General features: G+C 44.0%; 18 protein-coding genes and 1 tRNA gene. 11 read left to right on the top strand and 8 right to left on the bottom strand.

Going from position 1 to position 19,676, the window contains the following annotated elements:
- The gene (locus tag CJD36_RS00095; RefSeq protein ID WP_105037082.1) at nt 1-1,542 is read right to left on the bottom strand and encodes a GDSL-type esterase/lipase family protein; all 1,542 of its coding nucleotides are present in this window, start codon (nt 1,540-1,542) and stop codon (nt 1-3) included.
- Nucleotides 1,543-1,565: 23 nt separating this feature from the next.
- Here CJD36_RS00095 and CJD36_RS00090 point away from each other — a divergent pair, with 23 nt between their 5' ends.
- The 6 genes from CJD36_RS00090 (at nt 1,566) to CJD36_RS00065 (ending at nt 7,702) form a co-directional block, all read left to right on the top strand.
- Nucleotides 1,566-2,270 (top strand): SDR family oxidoreductase, encoded by a 705-nt coding sequence (locus CJD36_RS00090; RefSeq protein ID WP_105037081.1) that lies wholly within the window; start codon nt 1,566-1,568, stop codon nt 2,268-2,270.
- A 78-nt stretch (nt 2,271-2,348) separates the two neighbouring features.
- On the top strand, nt 2,349-4,403 hold the full coding sequence (locus CJD36_RS00085; protein WP_105037080.1) for a BatD family protein: 2,055 nt from the start codon (nt 2,349-2,351) through the stop codon (nt 4,401-4,403).
- Between the two features lie 122 nt (nt 4,404-4,525).
- Nucleotides 4,526-5,302 carry a tetratricopeptide repeat protein gene (locus CJD36_RS00080; RefSeq protein WP_133162427.1) on the top strand — a complete coding sequence of 259 codons (777 nt, stop codon included), beginning with the start codon at nt 4,526-4,528 and terminating at the stop codon, nt 5,300-5,302.
- A 30-nt stretch (nt 5,303-5,332) separates the two neighbouring features.
- Nucleotides 5,333-5,968 (top strand): polysaccharide deacetylase family protein, encoded by a 636-nt coding sequence (locus tag CJD36_RS00075; RefSeq protein WP_105037078.1) that lies wholly within the window; start codon nt 5,333-5,335, stop codon nt 5,966-5,968.
- 15 nt (nt 5,969-5,983) lie between these two features.
- The gene (locus CJD36_RS00070; protein ID WP_133162426.1) at nt 5,984-6,904 is read left to right on the top strand and encodes a hypothetical protein; all 921 of its coding nucleotides are present in this window, start codon (nt 5,984-5,986) and stop codon (nt 6,902-6,904) included.
- Nucleotides 6,905-6,931: 27 nt separating this feature from the next.
- Entirely contained in the window at nt 6,932-7,702 is a 771-nt protein-coding gene (locus CJD36_RS00065; protein WP_105037076.1) for a TatD family hydrolase, read from the top strand.
- Here the strand turns inward: CJD36_RS00065 and xth are convergent.
- Entirely contained in the window at nt 7,699-8,472 is a 774-nt protein-coding gene (gene xth / locus CJD36_RS00060; protein WP_105037075.1) for an exodeoxyribonuclease III, read from the bottom strand. The two genes, CJD36_RS00065 and xth, sit on opposite strands and share 4 nt — an antisense overlap.
- A 73-nt stretch (nt 8,473-8,545) precedes the next feature.
- Here xth and CJD36_RS00055 point away from each other — a divergent pair, with 73 nt between their 5' ends.
- A complete protein-coding gene (locus CJD36_RS00055) occupies nt 8,546-9,316 on the top strand; it encodes a DUF72 domain-containing protein (protein ID WP_105037074.1) in 771 nt (256 codons plus the stop codon).
- On the opposite strand, the gene CJD36_RS00050 is transcribed toward CJD36_RS00055, so the two are convergent.
- Nucleotides 9,313-9,843 carry a dihydrofolate reductase family protein gene (locus CJD36_RS00050; RefSeq protein ID WP_105037073.1) on the bottom strand — a complete coding sequence of 177 codons (531 nt, stop codon included), beginning with the start codon at nt 9,841-9,843 and terminating at the stop codon, nt 9,313-9,315. The two genes, CJD36_RS00055 and CJD36_RS00050, sit on opposite strands and share 4 nt — an antisense overlap.
- 129 nt (nt 9,844-9,972) lie before the next feature.
- On the bottom strand, nt 9,973-11,430 hold the full coding sequence (locus CJD36_RS00045) for an aminoacyl-histidine dipeptidase (protein ID WP_105037072.1): 1,458 nt from the start codon (nt 11,428-11,430) through the stop codon (nt 9,973-9,975).
- 164 nt (nt 11,431-11,594) lie between these two features.
- Between CJD36_RS00045 and CJD36_RS00040 the strand changes: the two genes are divergently transcribed.
- Nucleotides 11,595-11,683 (top strand) — tRNA-Ser (locus CJD36_RS00040).
- Between the two features lie 179 nt (nt 11,684-11,862).
- Nucleotides 11,863-12,609, top strand: coding sequence for a hypothetical protein (locus tag CJD36_RS00035; RefSeq protein ID WP_133162425.1), 747 nt, complete (start codon nt 11,863-11,865; stop codon nt 12,607-12,609).
- A 294-nt stretch (nt 12,610-12,903) separates the two neighbouring features.
- Here the strand turns inward: CJD36_RS00035 and CJD36_RS00030 are convergent, their stop codons facing one another.
- The gene (locus CJD36_RS00030) at nt 12,904-13,266 is read right to left on the bottom strand and encodes a MerR family transcriptional regulator (protein WP_105037070.1); all 363 of its coding nucleotides are present in this window, start codon (nt 13,264-13,266) and stop codon (nt 12,904-12,906) included.
- 110 nt (nt 13,267-13,376) lie between these two features.
- Here CJD36_RS00030 and CJD36_RS00025 point away from each other — a divergent pair, with 110 nt between their 5' ends.
- Entirely contained in the window at nt 13,377-14,156 is a 780-nt protein-coding gene (locus CJD36_RS00025; RefSeq protein WP_105037069.1) for an SDR family NAD(P)-dependent oxidoreductase, read from the top strand.
- A 54-nt stretch (nt 14,157-14,210) separates the two neighbouring features.
- Nucleotides 14,211-15,740: a phospholipase D-like domain-containing protein gene (locus CJD36_RS00020; protein WP_105037068.1), complete on the top strand. Its 1,530-nt coding sequence runs from the start codon at nt 14,211-14,213 to the stop codon at nt 15,738-15,740.
- Nucleotides 15,741-15,789: 49 nt separating this feature from the next.
- On the opposite strand, the gene CJD36_RS00015 is transcribed toward CJD36_RS00020, so the two are convergent.
- From CJD36_RS00015 to CJD36_RS23855, 3 genes are all read right to left on the bottom strand, one after another.
- Complete coding sequence (locus CJD36_RS00015) at nt 15,790-17,535, bottom strand: OmpA family protein (RefSeq protein ID WP_161499153.1); 1,746 nt, start codon at nt 17,533-17,535, stop codon at nt 15,790-15,792.
- A gap of 18 nt (nt 17,536-17,553) precedes the next feature.
- Nucleotides 17,554-18,510, bottom strand: coding sequence for a PorP/SprF family type IX secretion system membrane protein (locus CJD36_RS00010; RefSeq protein ID WP_105037066.1), 957 nt, complete (start codon nt 18,508-18,510; stop codon nt 17,554-17,556).
- Nucleotides 18,511-18,528: 18 nt separating this feature from the next.
- The coding region (locus CJD36_RS23855) for a BclA C-terminal domain-containing protein (protein WP_133162424.1) at nt 18,529-19,676 on the bottom strand (1,148 nt) is incomplete at its 5' end.

Raw genomic sequence — 19,676 nt, 5'->3', positions numbered from 1 at the left:
TTACCACTCATACTGCACTTTAATGTTACTACCAGGTTTAGTCGGCTGATCTTCCGGCACCGAGGGTTTGAGTGTTGGCGGCACTTCGGGTTTCTTTGGCTCAGGTGCTTTAGCAGGTTCTGGCGGAAGTTTTGCCTTTACTACTTCAGTTTTTATGATCTTGTTTGCAGGCGTGGCTTTGGCTGGTGCAGCTGCCTTTTTAACAGCATATGGGTGCGCTTTTTCGAACGTATTATAACTTTTGGCAACTGCATTAAGCAATAACTGTCCCTGCAGGTAATACCCTGCATTATTGTAATGCACGAGATCCTGACTGATAAGACTTAATTTCTTCCACGACAATGTGCCAGGCACACCACCGCTCACATCAAGGAGGTCCCAATACGGTACGTGCGCTGTAGTACAGTAGCGCTTCAAAGCATCTGCAACATTTTGTATCGACTTATTTGGCTTCTTCTTCCGGTAATAAGAGCCCGCAGGGGTGGTGATCAATACGGCGGCATGCGGCGCAATACGATGTATCATCCGCACAAACGAATCACAGGTGGCACTTAGTGCGGCCTCGTTTACAGTAGGGTTTTGTGCCTCATTAGTACCAAGGGAAACGATAAACAGATCACCGTCCAGATCTTTCAGCTGAGACCAAAACAGGTCATTAGGGAGAAATTGATCGTAGCGGGCACCGTTTACCCCTATGGTATGGTATAAAACACCGGGGGTATCGCGCTTTTCCAGCGATACACCATAAAAGCTATAATCAACGGCGTTGGTAGAACTTACCTTAGCCAATTGAAAGCTGGTGATCATGGAATCTGTATTGACAGTAAATGAATTTTCTGTAGTACTCCTTGTCGTATTAAACGTAAATGGAGATGCCAGGTTGCTATCAGACATGCGGTAGCAAACATTATCATTGCACAGGAAAAACACCATCCTGTTGAACCGTTCCTGCCTGCCATCCATATCCTTAAGGGCAATATTCACCGCGGCATTCTGATTGGCTGAATGAATACCATAACCTGAAATACCTGTTGCAATCGGTTTATCAGGACTAGTGAGTCTGTTGCTTTTCCAGGAAGTATTGGAAGAAGAACGGATATCATGTGGTGCATTGGAATTGGCAAGTTGGTAAGGAAATACCAAGCCACGGCCGGCATTACCAAAATATTCCTGTAAACCCAACCGCATAACAGCCGTCACACCATCAGCCTGGGTATGTGAGTCGCCAATATGAATGACATTGACCCTCCCGTTATGATTATGCTTTAATGCCTGCAGCTTATAAAAAAACGAATCAAGGCCATGAGGTAAGCTGATCACATTTTCATCGTATTGAATAAACCCATAGTGCTGCGCAGGAACGGGGTACCATGCATCATTATCCTGCTGCGCCACCCCAACAAAGGGAGCGAACAAAATAAGTAATAAGGATGCAAGACGAGAGGCCATAGACATAACTGCGAGCGGCGAAATTACTGTAAAAGAACCAACGGCTGCCAGATGCGCTATTATTACAATATATCTACCGTTAGATAAAATCATGTAAATTACCCGCAAATAATTTTATGCCACACGCGGTAATAACAGGCGCTACACAAGGAATAGGCAAAACTATAGCCGAAAAATTATTAAGCAAGGGATACTCCGTTGCCATTTGCGCACGCAACAAAGAAAAGTTGGCTGAGCTAACCCAGGAGTGGACAGCGCAATACCCGAAAGCAACAATAGCTGCCTACCCTGCCGACCTGGGAAATAGAACTGAGACTGAAGCTTTTGGAAAATACGTACTGGATACGTTCTCGCAAGTAGACATCCTTGTTAACAATGCCGGCTCATTTTTACCGGGTGATATCTGCGAGGAACCCGATGATAGGTTGGAAACACTGATGTCTGTAAATGTATATAGCGCTTACCACCTTACCAGGGTACTTGCCCCAACTATGAAAAACGCGGGAAGCGGACATATTTTCAATATGTGCTCGGTAGCCAGCCTTAAAGCCTATCCTAACGGCGGATCATACAGCATTACTAAATACGCTTTGCTGGGATTCTCTGATAACCTAAGGGAAGAACTGAAACCGCACAACATAAAGGTGACTGCCATATGCCCCGGTGCCGTATATACGCCATCGTGGGAGGGAAGCGGCGTACCGAGTGAGCGCATAATGGAAGCCAATGATATAGCCAGTATGCTGTGGAGTGCTGCTAATTTGTCGCCGCAAGCTAATGTTGAGACCATAATAATGCGACCTGTTAAAGGGGACTTATAAAATTTCTTTTTAACGTAGGTTTAACCACTGCTTTTTCTGATAGATGAACAATCAAATTAATTTTGTGCATACCTAAATATGAATCACATTAAGCATATGTGGCGTTGTAACATACTATTCCTTTTAGCACTAGGGGGTTGTTGCCATGCATGGGCGCAAGTGGCTTTTATAGCTACCCCATCTTCAGGCAGGATCGGCATAAAAGACCAGGTTCAACTGGACTTTGTAGTTCGTAATGTAGAAAACCTTGAGGGTATACGGACTAATGGGTTCGGAGACTTTACTCCCCTTCAAGGCCCATACCCAATACAGAGTTTTAATATTGAAAATGGAGTACGATCCGTTTCATTTAGAGTAAGCTATATAGTCAAACCAAATAAAGTCGGAAAGCTAACCATCCCGCCCGCATCAGCGAAAGATAATGCAGGACACGTTTATCAGTCTAATGCAATAACAATTGAAGTGGTACCAGGCTCGCTGGCACCACAACAGCCGCGACGTCCCGCCAATCAAAAAATGATGGACGAGGACGATGACCCCTTAGCACAGTTTCAGCAGCAGATGGCACAGTTCGAGCAACTGCAGGCGCAGGTAAATCGGTTACAAAACGCTTACATACAGCAAATGCAAAGAGCGCGGCAAATGCAGCCAATGCCTCAGGCGCGAGGAGCACAACCACTGCAACCTCAGTCAAAATCTGCACCAGCTGCCCCGGCAATTGACGAAGCTCAGCTTAAAAAAGATATCTTTGTAAGAGTTGTAGTAGATAAGAGCAAGGTGCATGTAGGTGAGCAGATAACAGCCAGCTATAAACTGTACTCCCGTATACCTTTTGAAGCTGGGCTTAACGGACTACCAGACCTTAACGGTTTTTGGGTAGAATATTTCGATATTCCGCAGCCAAAACCAACAATAGAAGTTGTAGACGGAAAGAAATACCAGGTGTTCCTGATCAAAAAGCTGGCATTATTTCCACAACAGGCAGGTGCATTGGAGCTCGACCCTGTAGAAATAAAAGGTGCTGCTAAGATCACCCAACAGGTGCGCCGCCGAGTAGCGGATGATTTCGTTAATCCATTTACCGGAACGTTGATGATGAATGACCCGGTATTTAACAATGCCTATTATGATGCTACAGTGTTCAGAGACGTACCGATTACATTAAAAAATCCACCTGTAAAGATCAATGTTTCAGCACTGCCTGATAATGGTCAACCCGAGGAATATGGTGGTGCTGTAGGAAAGTTCACTGCTGAAGCCAAACTGGATAAAAAAGAACTAACTACAGACGATGTAGCTACGCTCACCCTTACAATAAGCGGCAGCGGCAACATCAAGTTTATCACTCCTCCGAAATTGCACCTGCCTAGCGGCATCAACACTTACGACCCCGTAGTAGTAGATACCATTACCGGCCGTAGCACTACAATAAGCGGATCTAAAATTCTTAGCTACGCTATTACACCACAAACACCCGGAGATTATGAAATACCTTCCGTACCATTTACCTACTTTGATGCTAACGCTGGCAAGTATGTAACCATCAACACGGCGCCTATAAAAGTGCATATAACACCGGGAAAACACTATAACCCGACAAAGCCTACTGAAAATATTTCCGTAACAAGGAAAGACATAAATGGTAACGCCACTAAGAGCCTTACTGACTTGCAGATGAAGAACAAGCCACTTTTAGAATCACCGGGATACTGGTCGCTATATGCGCTACCAGTGCTGGCATTTGTAGGCTTATTGGTATGGCGAAAGAAAAGTGATGAGCATGATGATACTATGATCAGGCATAAAAAGGCTAATAAAATAGCCTTGCAGCGACTAATGACCGCCAAGAAATTGCTGGCTGAGCAGAACAAAACCTCTTTCCACGAAGAAGTATCTAAAGCCATATGGTTGTATCTTAGCGATAAGTTGCATATACCATTGTCTGCCCTTTCGAGAGATACCGCACGTGCTGCTTTTGCGGAGCGTAAAGTACCGCAGGTAGTGCAGCAGCAGTTTGAAGATGTGATATGGGAATGCGAAACAGCCCTATATGCAACCGGCGGCAAGAATGACATGAGCCATACTTATGAGGCTGCTATGAAGGTGATCAGCGACCTGGAAGGAGTTATTTAAGTAAAAAAGTAAAACTCAAAAGTAAAAGCGCTTAGTTGTTTTACTTTTATGTGAAAACGAAAGAGGACTAAAAGGTGAGTGACTACGCAACTAACCAACTTTATAAATACAGCATCAATAAAATGACATCGACCGCGGCAACAATGAAAGGCACATTACTGACCGGCGTTCTGATAATTCTATCATCCGTTTGCGCTATGGCAGCCGATGCCGGCAACGCACTCTGGAACAAAGCGAATCAGCTGTTTCAACAAAAGCAGTACGACAGCGCACTGGCCTGCTATGAGCAGGTAGCGGCCACACACCCCGGCATAGCAGAAGTTTATTATAACCTTGGCAACACCTATTACCGGCTTAACCAGGTGGCACCGGCTATACTCAACTACGAGAGAGCACTCCACATAAATCCCGATCATAAGGAAGCAAGGGAAAACCTTATATTGACTCAAAACAGGATAAGCAATCATATACAGGTAGTGCCCGAGATTTTTTTCATTGAATGGTGGCATAACCTTACCAAGGCATCGGCAGCCAATATATGGGCGATATTATCCCTGATAACCTTCGTAACAATTGTGCTCATTATGCTGGTGAGCCGCACCAGGAAAACCGGCGTAACAATAGTGCCTCCACAACTGATGGTCATCCTTGTATTAGTGTGGATATGTATTTTGACACTCGCTTACTTTTCGGCCGGGAATGTAAGTAACAGTAACAAAGCCGTGGTAATGCAACATGACGCACCACTGATGAATGCCGACCTGAAAGGGAAACCCGTCAGCCTGATACCGGAAGGAACCACAATTAAAACCGGATCGACTAGGGGTGAGTATATAGAAGCAGTTCTGCCCGACGGCCACAAAGGATGGATACAGCTGAACCTGATAAATAAAATATAACCATGCAAAATCGTTTCTTATTTTTATAGCATGGTAACGTATTGGGTAAAGACACCCCAGTGGCTGAAAAAACTGTTTCCCAAAGAGATCATCTGGGATATGCCTGTGGGTAATGAGCCCGCTGTTTACCTCACATTTGATGATGGCCCCCACCCTACAGCAACTGCTTTTGTACTGGACGAGCTGGCCAAATACAATGCTAAAGCAACCTTCTTCTGTGTAGGCAACAACGTAGTACTGCACAATGAAATGTACAACCGCATACTGGCCGAAGGCCATGTGACCGGCAACCACACCTACGACCACATCAGCGGCTGGAAGAATGAGAACTTCACCTACCTGAAAAATATTACCAGGGCGGCGCAGGTGATCAGCAACAAAATATTCCGCCCGCCCTATGGCCGCATAAAGCTAACTCAAGCCAGAAAACTCATCAATGCCCACCCTGCATGGAAGATATACATGTGGGATATTATTACCGGCGATTTTGACAAAAATATTACTCCACAGCAGTGCGCCGCACATGCACTTAACCACATACAGCCCGGTTCCATAATAGTATTTCACGACAGCGAAAAAGCCTGGGAAAGGATGCACTTTGCCTTGCCTAAGGTGTTGGAACACTGTAAGGCTATGGGATGGCAATTAAAGGCGCTACCTGTTTAATAAACAATCGACACTATGAGATTTATTACAACCTTATTGATTCTATTATTCGTGAGCATCTCAAGCTTCGGCCAGAGCAATGGAAAGAATGATTGGCAAAAGCGGAATTTAAATGGCAAAGTGAAAACTATTGTTGAGGTACTGAACGATTCTAAAAAAGACTATCAACTTGATTCTTTTGATACTGAAGGGTATCTGATCAAATCTATATGCGTCAATGAACCAATATACGTGAATGATCCAAATGACGACACACCTTCTACTATAACTACAAGCGATTCGGCCTACATCAGTAAATACACAACCATATTTTACTATGATAAGGAGCATCATTTGCTAAAACAAACAAGTGCAAACACATTAGAAGACTATGTAGAAACCATCCTATATAAATACAATGATAAAGGACAACAAATAGAAACGTTGATCGATAATACCGTTGTAAAATTCATAACTCAGTTTGAATATGATAAAGAAGGCAAAGTTGTTATTGAAAAAATAAACGAATTCGGAAAACTTGATAGCAGCATTTCAAGACAACAAAAAATTACATTCAAATACAACAACAAGAGCCAACTTGCAGAGATAAATACCAGCCACGGTACTAAAGACGCCACCGAATCGGCAAATGTTTTCTATAAAATGTATGAGTATTTTGGTATGGGAATGGAAGGTTATTTTGCCGGTAAAGCAATAATAAAATATGACGCTGCAGGAAGAATAATTGAACAGGATATTTTTGATTACAAGGGTAAACCTGATGGAAAAATAACTTGCAAATACGATGAGTGTGGCAATATTAATTATATGAAGCAGTATATATTTGGCAAGCCTTCTGTCTCGCTAATTACTTATAAGTACGACATTCACAACAACTGGGTAACGAAAGCATATAGTAAGGATTTAGTTTACGCTCGGACGATAACTTATTATTAAGTATCCACTGATTACCTTTGTCACATAATGTACATAGATACCCATACCCACTTATACGACGAAACCCTTATTACCGATGAGCAGCAGATACAACGGGCTATTGAAGCCGGCGTAACCCGTATGTATATGCCCAACTGCGACAGCGGAACTATAAAAGGCATGCTGCAACTGGCCGACCAATGGCCGGAGAATTGCCTGCCCATGATGGGCCTGCACCCGACTTATGTAAAGGAGAACTACAATGACGAACTGGCCATTGTAGAAAAGTGGCTGGGAGACAGGCAATTTTATGCAGTAGGTGAAATAGGCCTCGACTACTACTGGGACATGACCTTTAAGGAACAGCAGATCATTGCCTTTGAACGGCAGATAGATCTTGCCCTACAACACAACCTGCCTATAGTTATACACAGCCGCAGCAGCACACAAGATTGTATAGACATCGTCCGTAAGAAACAAAACGGCAAACTAACCGGCGTATTCCACTGTTTCAGCGGCACAACCGACGAAGCTAAACAGATCATGGAGCTTGGTTTTTACCTGGGTCTAGGAGGCGCGTTTACTTATAAGAAAAGCACCCTACCCGACACCCTAAAAGAGATAGGCTTAAGCCATGTAGTACTGGAAACAGACGCACCTTACCTGGCACCCGTTCCCTACCGCGGCAAGCGCAATGAGAGCAGCTACATACCGGTTATAGCAGTAAAGATTGCTGAGCTTATGGAGGTATCTTACCTGGATGTAGAGCGGATCACAACAGAGAATGCGGAAGTATTATTTAAATCACAGGTGAACTAATCCTTCACTTCTATCCACACCGGTGCATGATCACTACTCTTTTCCCAGCCGCGTACATCGTGGTATACACCACCGGCAAGTAGTCGCTTATTGAGGTGCGGACTAAGCAGGAAATGATCTATGCGCAGACCGGCATTACGACCATAAGCATCGCGGAAGTAATCGAAGAAAGTATAGATGACCTCATAGGGGTACAGCTTTCTTATGGCATCTGTCCAGCCTTGCTGCATGAGTTTATTAAAGGCTTCAACCGTCTCAGGTCGGAACAAGGCATCATCTACCCATCGCTCCGCTTTATATGCATCCAGCGCAGTTGGTATTACATTGTAATCGCCGCAAAGTACTACGGGTATATCTTCTTCCCATAGCATCTGAGCATGAGTGGTAAACCGCCTGAACCAGTCCAGCTTGTAATCAAATTTCGGACCTGGTGCAGGATTACCATTGGGCAGGTACAAGCAAGCTATAAGCACATCGTTTACCATCGCCTCTATATACCTGCTCTGCACATCTTCTTCATCGCCCGGCAGCCCACGGCGTACCTCTTTTATATCTGCACTACGAGACAAAATAGCCACACCATTCCAGCTCTTCTGTCCATGCCATATGGCATGATAACCCGCATCCTGTATTTCCTTAAGCGGGAACTTTTCCTGTGGTGCTTTCAGCTCTTGCAGGCACACAACGTCGGGTTGCGCTTCGGCTAACCAACGCAACAGAACAGGGAGACGGGCGCTAATGCCATTCACATTGTAGGTAGCTATTTTCATAATACACTAATTACAGTAAAATTAAGCCGGTTTTCTTAAAACGTGTTGGCACAAAGCTTGTAACACCAAACACATGTCCGCCATTCATAAAAATAAGGGTAAATACTATTCCGGGACCAGTAATATTGTCTTACCCGTAAAAAACAAACTGCTATTCCCTCCCCAGTACCGGGATAAAAGCAGGCTTAACTACTATGCATCCCTGTTCAGCAGCCTGGAGGTAAACAGCTCATTTTATAAAATACCGATGGCTCGCACGGTAGAAAAATGGGCCAATGATGTACCCGACAATTTTCGTTTCACCTTCAAGCTATGGAAGGGTATTACCCATGCAAAAGAACTGACCTACAACACCGACGACGTTTTGAAATTTATGCAGGCCATAAAGCCCACCGGAGCAAAAAGTGGCTGTGTTCTTATCCAGCTCCCGGCAAGTGTAAAGGCGTCTCGCACAAAAGTGACTAGAAAACTCCTGGACGACATTCAACTGTACAATGAAAACAGACAATGGAAATTAGCTATCGAGTTCAGAGACAAATCATGGTACAACGACTACACCTACCAGATGCTGGAACAGTACCACGCATCAGTAGTGATACATGACATGCCAACCTCTGCTACACCATTGATAGATATGGAATCAGATTTTGTCGTTATGCGTTTCCATGGCGAAGCCGGCGATTACCGCGGCAGCTACAGCGACGATTTTCTTAACGAACACGCGGCATACATTAAAGACTGGCTGAATGAAGGGAAGTCGGTATTCGCCTATTTTAATAATACTATGGGTGGCGCTGTTCAAAATCTCGTTACGCTAAACGAATACGTTAGCAAGAAACACTAAACCCTATCATACCACATTTGCACCAGGCCCGATGGATAAGTGGATGTGTGCCCCAACTTCAGCGTTTCACCCGGCCTGCCATCATTGAATAATCGTATCCCACCACCAAGAAATACAGGGATAACAGAAACGATGAACTTATCGATCAGCCCGTGTTTCATTAGTTCATTCACAATATTGGCACCACCATCTACAAATATATCCTCTCCTTCTTTTGACTTAAGATCGGCTATCAATGCTGTAAGGTCGCCGTTATAAAAAGTTACATTTTCATCTGTCCCTTGTTTGCTATTGGACAGCACGTAACACATATGGCCTTTATGGGGAAAAGGAATATCGAAAGTGAGTACTTTATCGTACGTCTTCCGCCCCATGATAACAGTGTCTACTGAGCTGACAAAAGCATTGTAACCATAGTCTTCACCAGGCACTTGCACGGCATCCAGCCAGCTAAGATCACCGTCGTTCGTAGCAATATAGCCATCCAGGCTCATGGCAATGTAGAGTATTACTTTTCTAGTTTTCATGTTGGTAAAAGGGATTTAAATAAGATCGTCAAATTTAGCCTCACACATGGAAAAAGAAAAATAATGAACCATAAAAAAAGCGAAAGCTGCGATCGGATGATCGCAGCTTTCGCTTTCAGTTAATATCAATTAGTTTTTCGGTATTCTCTTCAATGTCTCTAGCAAATAAGACCAGTATTTTTGCACAGAAGATATCTGTGCGCTTTCATCCGGTGAGTGTGCACCGGTAATATTAGGGCCGAAAGATATCATTTCCATTCCCGGATAATTTGTACCCAGTATACCACATTCCAGACCCGCATGAACAGCATTGACGTGCGCTTCTTCATGGAACATTTCCTTGTACAGATCCGACATCAGCTTCACTATTGGGGAGCCCGGTTTAGGCGCCCAACCCGGGTATACACCGCTAAAGGTAAGGTTAGCTTCCATCAACTCAAATGCACTGCCTATCGCATCTTTAAGATCATACTTTTCTGTGTCTACCGAACTACGGGTAAGGCACTGCAGGCTATAAGAACCATCGGTAACTAATACACGTGCCAGGTTGTTAGAGCTCTGCACCAGGCCGGCTATCTCCGGACTCATGCGATAGATACCATTAGGGCAGGCATATAGCGCACGTAATATTTTATTCTGGAAAAAAGGCTCCATTACCTGTGCAGGCATTTCAGCACTTTCAATACTTACAACCAGCTTAGGATCTGTTGCCCTGTATTCATCTTTAAGTATGGCATCAAACTGTGCCATTGCCTCCTGAAATCTTCCTACATTACTCTCACTCAACACTACCACCGCTACCGACTCACGTGGAATTGCATTTCGTAAACTACCACCGTTTATACTGGCAATATTGATGGTCATAGACTTGGTAAGCGACAGCAATATGCGGTTCATCAGCTTATTGGCATTGGCCCTCCCCAAGTGAATATCAGCACCCGAATGCCCGCCTGTAAGCCCTTTTACGGCTATGGTGTATGGAACCGTATTGTTGGGTTTCATCATCTTATAGTTGCCGGTTGCGGTAATATCTATACCACCCGCGCAACCTATGGTCAGTTCATTGTCCGCTTCCGTATCCAGGTTCAGCAATATCTTACCCGTCAGCACCCCACCCTTCAGTTCCAATGCACCGGTCATACCGGTTTCTTCATCTATCGTAAACAATGCCTCAATAGCAGGATGAGCAATATCCGTAGATGATAACAGTGACATAATTGATGCAACACCAATACCATTATCAGCGCCAAGCGTGGTGCCCTTAGCCCTTACCCAGTCACCATCTACGTACATCTCTATACCCTGCTTGTCAAAGTCAAAAGTAGTATCGCTGTTCTTCTGGTGCACCATATCCAGGTGGCTCTGCATCACTATCGTCTGGCGATCTTCCATGCCAGCGGTAGCCGGCTTTTTGATCAGCACATTACCAGCCTCATCTTCCGATGTTGGCAACCCCAGTCCCTCACCAAAAGCCTTCATAAAGGCTATTACCCTTTGTTCCTTCTTAGATGGGCGTGGCACCGCGTTCAGATCTGCAAAATGATTCCACAGCGCCGCCGGCTCCAGCTTTCTTACTTGTTCATTCATGTCTCTATGTATTTCGAAGTTCTAAAGTAAAGATAAAGAATGAGTTATTGGTATTACTCACCCCAAAGAAGGGTTTCGTGAGGTAAGGGTGCATTACTCCAAAAATTACTTCCATTCAAAACACATTCCGTCCCAATAAATCCCTACATTTGCAGCCCCTTCACGGAGAGATGCTCGAGTGGCTGAAGAGGCACGCCTGGAAAGTGTGTATACCTGTCAAAGGGTATCCAGGGTTCGAATCCCTGTCCCTCCGCAAATAACAAAACCCGCGCTATGCGCGGGTTTTGTCGTTCGAAGAGTCCCTTTGGGGAGAAAAAGATCGAAAGGAATTCTGTCAGTACCGAATGTCCCCGAATATAATTGTAACTACCTTTTATTTAACTTCGTAGGATATAAAAAAAGTAAATAGTTCATTTTAGTTTTCCGAAAAGCATGAACAAGCTCTGTATTGCCTTTATTGCGGTTCTTTCTTTTTCATCTTGTGGAATTTATCGGCAGAATATTGTTAATGTTCCAATGGTGCAAAAGAAAGGTCAAATACAAGTAGGTTCTCACATTAGTTTCAACGGCTATGATGGGCAAGTAAGCTATACACCATCAAATAAATTTACAATATTGGCAAACTTTAGTGCCTTTGGAGCGAACGATGAATTTTTCCATACTGCAAAACACACAATAGAAAAGCACAATTTTTCAGAAATAGGTATTGGATATTACAAGAATAATAAGAAGGGAAGAACCAGTGATATTTTTATGCTTTTCGGTAATGGCTATACCTATAAATTTTTCAAGGGAGGAGATACTGTTACAGGAAATGTTAAGCCTTTCGAATATACAAAGACGGCAAATTATAACCGTTTTCTTTTGCAGGCAGATTTTATAAAGAAAAGCTCAAGGAAATCTTTTGCCTTTTCGCCGAGACTATTTCTAGTGAACTATTATAATGTAAAAGACAATGGAACTAACATTTTTGAGCAAAATCCCAGAACATATGTTTATACCGAAGGCGTTGTGACACTAGGTGTAAAGGTGTTCAAAGACCTTCGCATTTCAAGTCAAGTAGCTTTTACAATTCCGATTATAGGTTGGAGCGTAGCATATTATGAGTTTTCCCCGCTAAACTTTAGCGTAGGACTAACATATAATATGAACTTTAGAAAAAATAATGTTGACAAATAACATAACTGCAATCCGAGCTATTATTTTGTTCTTTATGAACCTCCTCTCACAGAACCTTCGCCATTGATGCTTCGTTAAGCTATTTGTCAAGAATAAAACCGCCTTTATATTTTATTTCCGTTTCAAGTCATACTACAGATTTGATCTGAAACAATTGTATCCCTAATCAGTACTGGTGAACGACGCAATCGCTTTAATATCTTCCACAAAAAAGTTCAAAGGTCGCCCCTTAGCATTAAATAGTATAACCCGCGCTGTGCGCGGGTTATACTATTTATATCCCTTTACAGTACACTAACAATTCTCCTCTTCCACACTTTTCTTAAACTCAGCTATCATCTTTTTCATTTCCTTCAGGTGCTTTATTTTCTCGTCTATAGACCGTAGCTTTTCTTCCAGTAGAAGCACTTTTTCGGGGATGGTGATCTTATTATTGTACCACGCTTCCATCAATTGCCCTATTTCACTAAGTGTAAAACCTATTGATTTGGCATCAGATATCAGCTCCAGCTTCTCCACAGTTTCATCATCATAGTGAAAGTAATTGTTGGATTTTATACGCTCGTCCCGCTTGCCCTTTATCAAGCCCGATTTTTCATAAAATCTTATCGTATGTGCGGTAATGCCGGTTCGCTTAGAGAGTTCGTTAATGAGCATAAAGCAAAGATAATGTGCCGGAAAATAAATTACAAGTATAGACTATACTCTAATGTTGTTGGTTTGGTTTTGCAACGATAGCTTTGCATAAAATCTAAATTTCACCTCACATGGCAACAGCATTAATTACAGGAGCTTCAAACGGAATTGGCCTTGAACTGGCAAGAATACATGCATCTAAGGGAGATGACCTGGTATTAGTAGCAAGAAATAAGGTAAGGCTCGAAGAATTAAAAGCTGAGTTAGAGCAAAAGTATAAGGTAACCGTTTACTGCATTGATAAAGATCTATCCTTAACCAATGCCGCACAGGAAGTATATGACGCAACCAAAAGGCAAAATATCCAGATCGACTACCTGATCAACAATGCAGGCTTTGGCGATTTCGGCATGTTCACAGAAACAGATTGGAACAAAGAACTGCAAATGATCAACCTGAACATTACTACACTTACCCAATTTACAAAACTCTACCTGAAAGAAATGGTAAAGCGGGGAAGTGGTAAAATTATGAACGTGGCATCTACAGCAGCATTCCAGTCGGGCCCCACAATGGCAGTATACTACGCCACAAAGGCCTATGTGCTTAGCTTCTCTGAGGCCATTGCCAATGAGGTAAGCGATAAGGGCGTAACCGTAACAACACTCTGTCCGGGCGCTACAGAAAGTGGTTTTCAGGCAGCTGCCGCAATGGAGGAGAGCGCATTGGTGAAAGGCAAAAAGTTGCCTACGTCAAAGGAAGTAGCGGAATATGGATATAAGGCTATGATGAAGGGTAAAACGGTGGCTATCCATGGGCTTATGAATTATATAATGGCCAATTCCATTCGCTTCCTTCCAAGAGCACTGGTAGTAAAAGTAACCCGGAAAATACAGGACAAAGCAAGCTAAGTTGTATCAAAAAATTTACAACCGCCAAATACTAACGAGTTGTAAATTTACCCAATGAAGCCATCCCACCTGCTAGTCTTATTTATATTCCTCACCTCCTGTGGCAGCAAACCAAAGGAAATACCGGCTTACACAAAAGACTTCTGTTCGCAGATACACTTTAGTGACTCAGCCGGACTGGGCAGGGAATTACTACCACTGCAAGACAGCCTTAAAACGGGCAAAACCGGCGTGTACGTGCTGGAAGATGGCGGCAATGCCATGATGACCAGGGCATGGCTCAGCGAGAATGCCGAAAAGACCATAGATATACAATACTTCATCTTTGCTACAGACAATGTGGGCCTCATCGCGTGCGACTACCTGGTGCGCGCTGCCGACCGTGGCGTAAAGGTGCGTATACTTATAGATGATATACTGGTCGATGCCGGACCGCATGAACTGCTGACGCTCGACTCACACCCCAATATAGAGATCAAGATCTACAATCCCGGCGTTAACCTGGGCAAGAACATAGCAGGTAAACTAAAGAAGTTTGCTACCGATTTTAAAGGTGCTAACCAACGCATGCACAACAAAACATTCTGCGTAGATGGCAAGGTAGTTATAACGGGTGGCCGCAACATTGCCGATGAGTATTTCGACTTCGACCATGAATTTAACTTCCGTGACAGAGATGTATTACTACTGGGTAAAACGGTGAATGATGTGCATAGCTCTTTCGAGACCTTTTGGAATAATGCATTGAGTGTGCCGGTAACACAGTTGGTGGAAGATCCTGATTATGACCCTAAAGACACAGCAAAATTCGAGCGGCTGCACCAGTATGCCTGCAACCCCGAAAACTTCTGGCCACAGGTCAGAGAGAAAATTAAAGCCCTGCCCGATATGTTCAAAAACATAGAGCAATCCGGAAAACTCATCTGGATGGACAGTGTGGAGTTCATAAGCGATGCACCGGGGAAAAATGATCTAGCCGGTATGCACGGCGGTGGTAATACCACGCAACATCTCGCGGCATTGATCCGCAGCGCGCACCACCGACTGGATATTCAGTCGCCATACCTCATAGTTACCGAAGAAGGCCTGCAACTATTTGCCGATGCTGTAAAGCGAGGTGTGCAGATAAACATCATGACCAATAGCCTCTCTTCAAACGACAACCTCGCCGCATTTGCAGGCTACCAGAAAGTCCGCAAAGCCTTGCTGAAGGCAGGCCTAAACATCTACGAATTCAAACCCGATGCTAAAGAACGCTATGAGATAATGACCGGAGCCTTACAACAAAAAATGAACTACACACCCATATTCGGGCTTCATGCCAAAACCATGGTCATAGATGGAAAGACGACAGTGATAGGCACATTTAACCTCGATCCCCGTAGTGCCAACCTCAATACCGAATGCGTGACCATCATTCATTCAGATAAGATAGCCGCCGGCGTACTCAAAGGAATAGAACAGGAATACAAACCCGAAAACTCATGGCACACCACCCTCGACTATAATCCAGACTCAGAAGCCGGCAAATGGACACGCGTAAAAACATTTACCAAGCGAGCCATACCTATGAAGATACTGTAAGTAACCCAACCCTTTAGTGAAACTACAAATTGGAAGATCGGCGAAGGATCTATTGTAGATGAAACTCCGCTCTCCGTTCCAGCTGATGCATATCTGAACTATACAACTTACCCTCTTTACACTTAACCGGACTTCTCTTGGTACCGTATCCCTCGCCCTGTAGGCGATCAGCATTAATTCCTTTGCCATTCAGATACATTAGAGCGGCATTGCTTCGCTTAACTGCCAGTTTTCTGTTATGATCCGTTCCACCTCTGCAATCGCAATTTCCTGATGCCAGCAATGTAAGATTTGGAAAATCATTCATAATGGTCACAAGGCTGTCTAAGTGCATAATTGCGTCGGGGCGAATGAAGTACTTATCCAGATCAAAGTAGATCACAAAATTTGTTGGCATTGATATTTGCTTGGCAATAGATACTGTTGGCGAAACAATTTGCGGCATCGGCAAATCATGTTTTATTGGTCTGTACCCAATGGTATAGATAGTTGTTGTTAGTTCCGAGTTTATGGTATTCTTACTGAGGTCAAAGAAAAATATATCGTCATCGCCGGTGCCGCCCTCGTAGCGGTTTGATGTAATATAGCCAGACTTCATGTCCCTTAGAAACATGATCCCGAAATCATCCTGGGGAGAATTAAAAGGATACTTGAGCGGAATTGCTTTTTCAAGCTGACCATGTTTGTTAAGTGCCACGCAGATGTCCAGTCCCCCAAAACCCTGATACCCATCAGAAGCAAAGTAAAAATTTCCACCTGCATCTTCCGAAGGGTACGACTCTCTGTTAAACGTATTTACGTTGCCTCCCATATTGAGGGGTTGCCCCCACGTAGTTCCCTCCCTGTTGCAATAATAAATATCAGTTTCGCCATACCCGCCAGGCATATCAGACACAAAGTATAACCGGGACCCATCTTTCGACAGGTATGGATTAGCCACTGAATAAGCATCACTATTAAGATGGAGAGGAACTGCCTTTGTCCATTTACCGTGTACCATTGCCGATGTAAATATTTTAACCCTGTCAATTCCGAGAGCATTTTTGTTGGCCACGTTCAGGTTAGCCGTAGTGCTCATATCTCTGTCTACCCGTGAAATATAGATCGTGTCAAAATTTTGGGAAAAACATGCCGGGCCATCATTAAATTTCTTAATTATTCTACTGCCCCCAAATGGCGAAACATCTGTGTAATTGCTATCATTTTTACTTTTTGCCGCGTAGTACAGATCAAGATAGCTGGCACCTGTCCAACCGTATATTTTATTATGGCCTGGTGATTTACGATTGGAGGTGAATACTATCCCATCTTTGTATAATACAGGGCATAGATCGGCGTTTGGCGTGTTAACAGATGAAACATTGGTCATTGTAACCGGCACATCCCACTGGTGGTCTGTATTCGCTATGTCTATAGCCGCACGAAGAAATGGCCCGCGAAAGTCTGAAGGTGCTAATGAGCAGTATGTATCATAAGCTGCTTTAGCATCTGCATCCCTTCCCGTTGACCTAAGTGACACGGCATAATGCAAATAAAATTCGGATTTATCAAATAAACCAAACGCATTTACTTTGTCATAGGCAGCTACTTCATCTCTGTACAAGTGCATCTTTCTATAGCATTCGCCAAGTTTAAAATAAATCGCAGCACCTGGCTTTTTTGCAGCTACTTCAGTATAAAGTTTAGCAGCCCGAAAATACTCCCAATTGTCGAAGAGAATATCGGCTTTGGGTGTTTGCGCACTAACGGATGTCTGAAGCAGACCATAAATAAGAAAGAAGTAAATGAACTTCATAGCATTGTGGTGTATCATCTAAAAAAATCTCGGACTTGATAATTTGCTTTTATTTCTACTAATGTCCCAACCCACCATAAACTCATGTGTGCCACTATTATATGCACCCGTCTGGTTCAGGTAGTAATCATAAGAATAGCCAATTCGCAGAGATTTTGTTATTTCAAATTCTGCTATCCCTATCAGCATATTGTCTGCACCCGGCATGTTTATCCTTTTACCCGCTCTGTATCCTGCACCAACAAACAACCTTTCATAAAAAATGAATGTACCGTCCACTTCTGCAACAGCTGGAGCAGCATTTACATATTTTACCAGCAGAGAAGGTCTGAAATTTATTGTTTCATTTACAGGTATCACTATTCCCGATGTAAGATAATATTGCCTGTAAAACTTCGCCAGATCAGCTCCTGCAGAATGTGTCTGTCCAAACCGCGATTGGAGAAGATGATTCACACTAAGTCCAAGGTAAAATCTTGATCGGTAGAGGTATATGCTCGCACCGGCATCGCCGGCCCAACTCATTGTAGCATTACCTGCAAATGCAGGATCAGCAGGCTTTTCAATGTTGATGGATGACCATCCTATACTTATATTATTCAGCATCCCCGTAAGGCCGAATGATACTTTTGTTTTTTCTCCTATCGGTAGATGATAGGCATAAGTGAGATTGATACCGGTATTGTGCATTGGTCCTGCCTGATCATTGTAGACTTGCAACCCCAACCCAAATTTTAAATTCGTGAGTGCGCTGTGCACCGTCAATGATTGAGTGGTTGGGGCACCTTCCATACCCACCCATTGGTTGCGGGCTACCAGCGTACCCGATAGTGCTTCTCTGCTGCCTGCATAAGCGGGATTAACAGACATGGGATTAAAAAAATACATAGAAAATCCGGCATCCTGCTGTGCATACCCGCTCAGTGAAACCAGGCCCAGGATAATTGTCGTGATTAATTTATTAAGATGATTCATCTCTCTTATTTGTGGCGATTATAAAATGCGGGTGATGACCAATGATGCGCTCACCGCCCGTGCCCCGCCCGCCAAAGGGGTAATTGTTATTGCCGTAGGGTTTCCGATCGGATTAACAACGCGCAATACACTATTTGCAGAGGTTGTAGTAATTAATCTATTCCCAATAAGCTGGGTGGTTAATCCCGCTCTGCCTACAACAGTACTTAGGTTCTCCGTCCCATTGATTTCCAATACCAGTTGCGCCGCTTCGGAAACACTTACCTGCCAGCTAACCATGTAAGTACCTATAGCAGGAAGAGTAAATTGCGTAGCACTTGTGCGTGTAATAATTCCATTGGAAGGGCCATTTTGAGGAAAAGCAACCGCTGCCCCACCCGCAACAGTAGCAGCATTATCTCCTGGCATCATTGCATAGAAATCGGCAAAGGCAACTATCGCATTTACTCCTGCTGCACCATCTGTACCATTAGTTCCAGTTGCTCCGGTTAAGCCTGTTGCACCTATTGGGCCGGTAGTACCGGTTGCTCCGGTTAAGCCTGTTGGGCCTATCGGACCAGTAGCTCCAACTGCACCAGTTAAACCAATCGGACCTATTGAGCCTGTTGCACCCGTAGCACCATCTATTCCATTACTTCCTGATGCACCAGTTAAACCGGTTCCACCTGTAAGACCTGTTGCGCCGGTTAAACCAGTTAGTCCCGTAGCACCAGTTGGGCCTATTGGACCAGCAGCACCCGTAGCACCATCTATTCCATTGGTACCCGCTGCACCAGTTAAACCGGTAGCACCTGTAAGACCTGTTGCACCTGTTGTGCCATTAGTTCCATTAGTTCCTGCTGATCCGGTAGCACCAATCGGCCCTGTAGCGCCGATTAAACCAGTTAGTCCAGTAGCACCAGTTGACCCTATTGGACCAGTAGCACCCGTAGCTCCATCTATACCATTACTTCCTGATGCACCAGTTAAACCGGTTCCACCTGTAAGACCTGTTGCGCCATTAGTTCCTGCTGACCCAGTTGCGCCAATCGGCCCAATAGCGCCGGTTAAACCAGTTAGTCCCGTAGCACCAGTTGGGCCTATTGGACCAGCAGCACCCGTAGCACCATCTATTCCATTGGTACCCGCTGCACCAGTTAAACCGGTAGCACCTGTAAGACCTGTTG

This window comes from Flavipsychrobacter stenotrophus (assembly GCF_002954265.1).
In the GTDB taxonomy this organism is placed as follows: domain Bacteria; phylum Bacteroidota; class Bacteroidia; order Chitinophagales; family Chitinophagaceae; genus Flavipsychrobacter; species Flavipsychrobacter stenotrophus.
The sequence above is the reverse complement of the archived record's forward strand: the minus strand, read 5'-3'. Positions and strand labels throughout refer to the sequence as shown.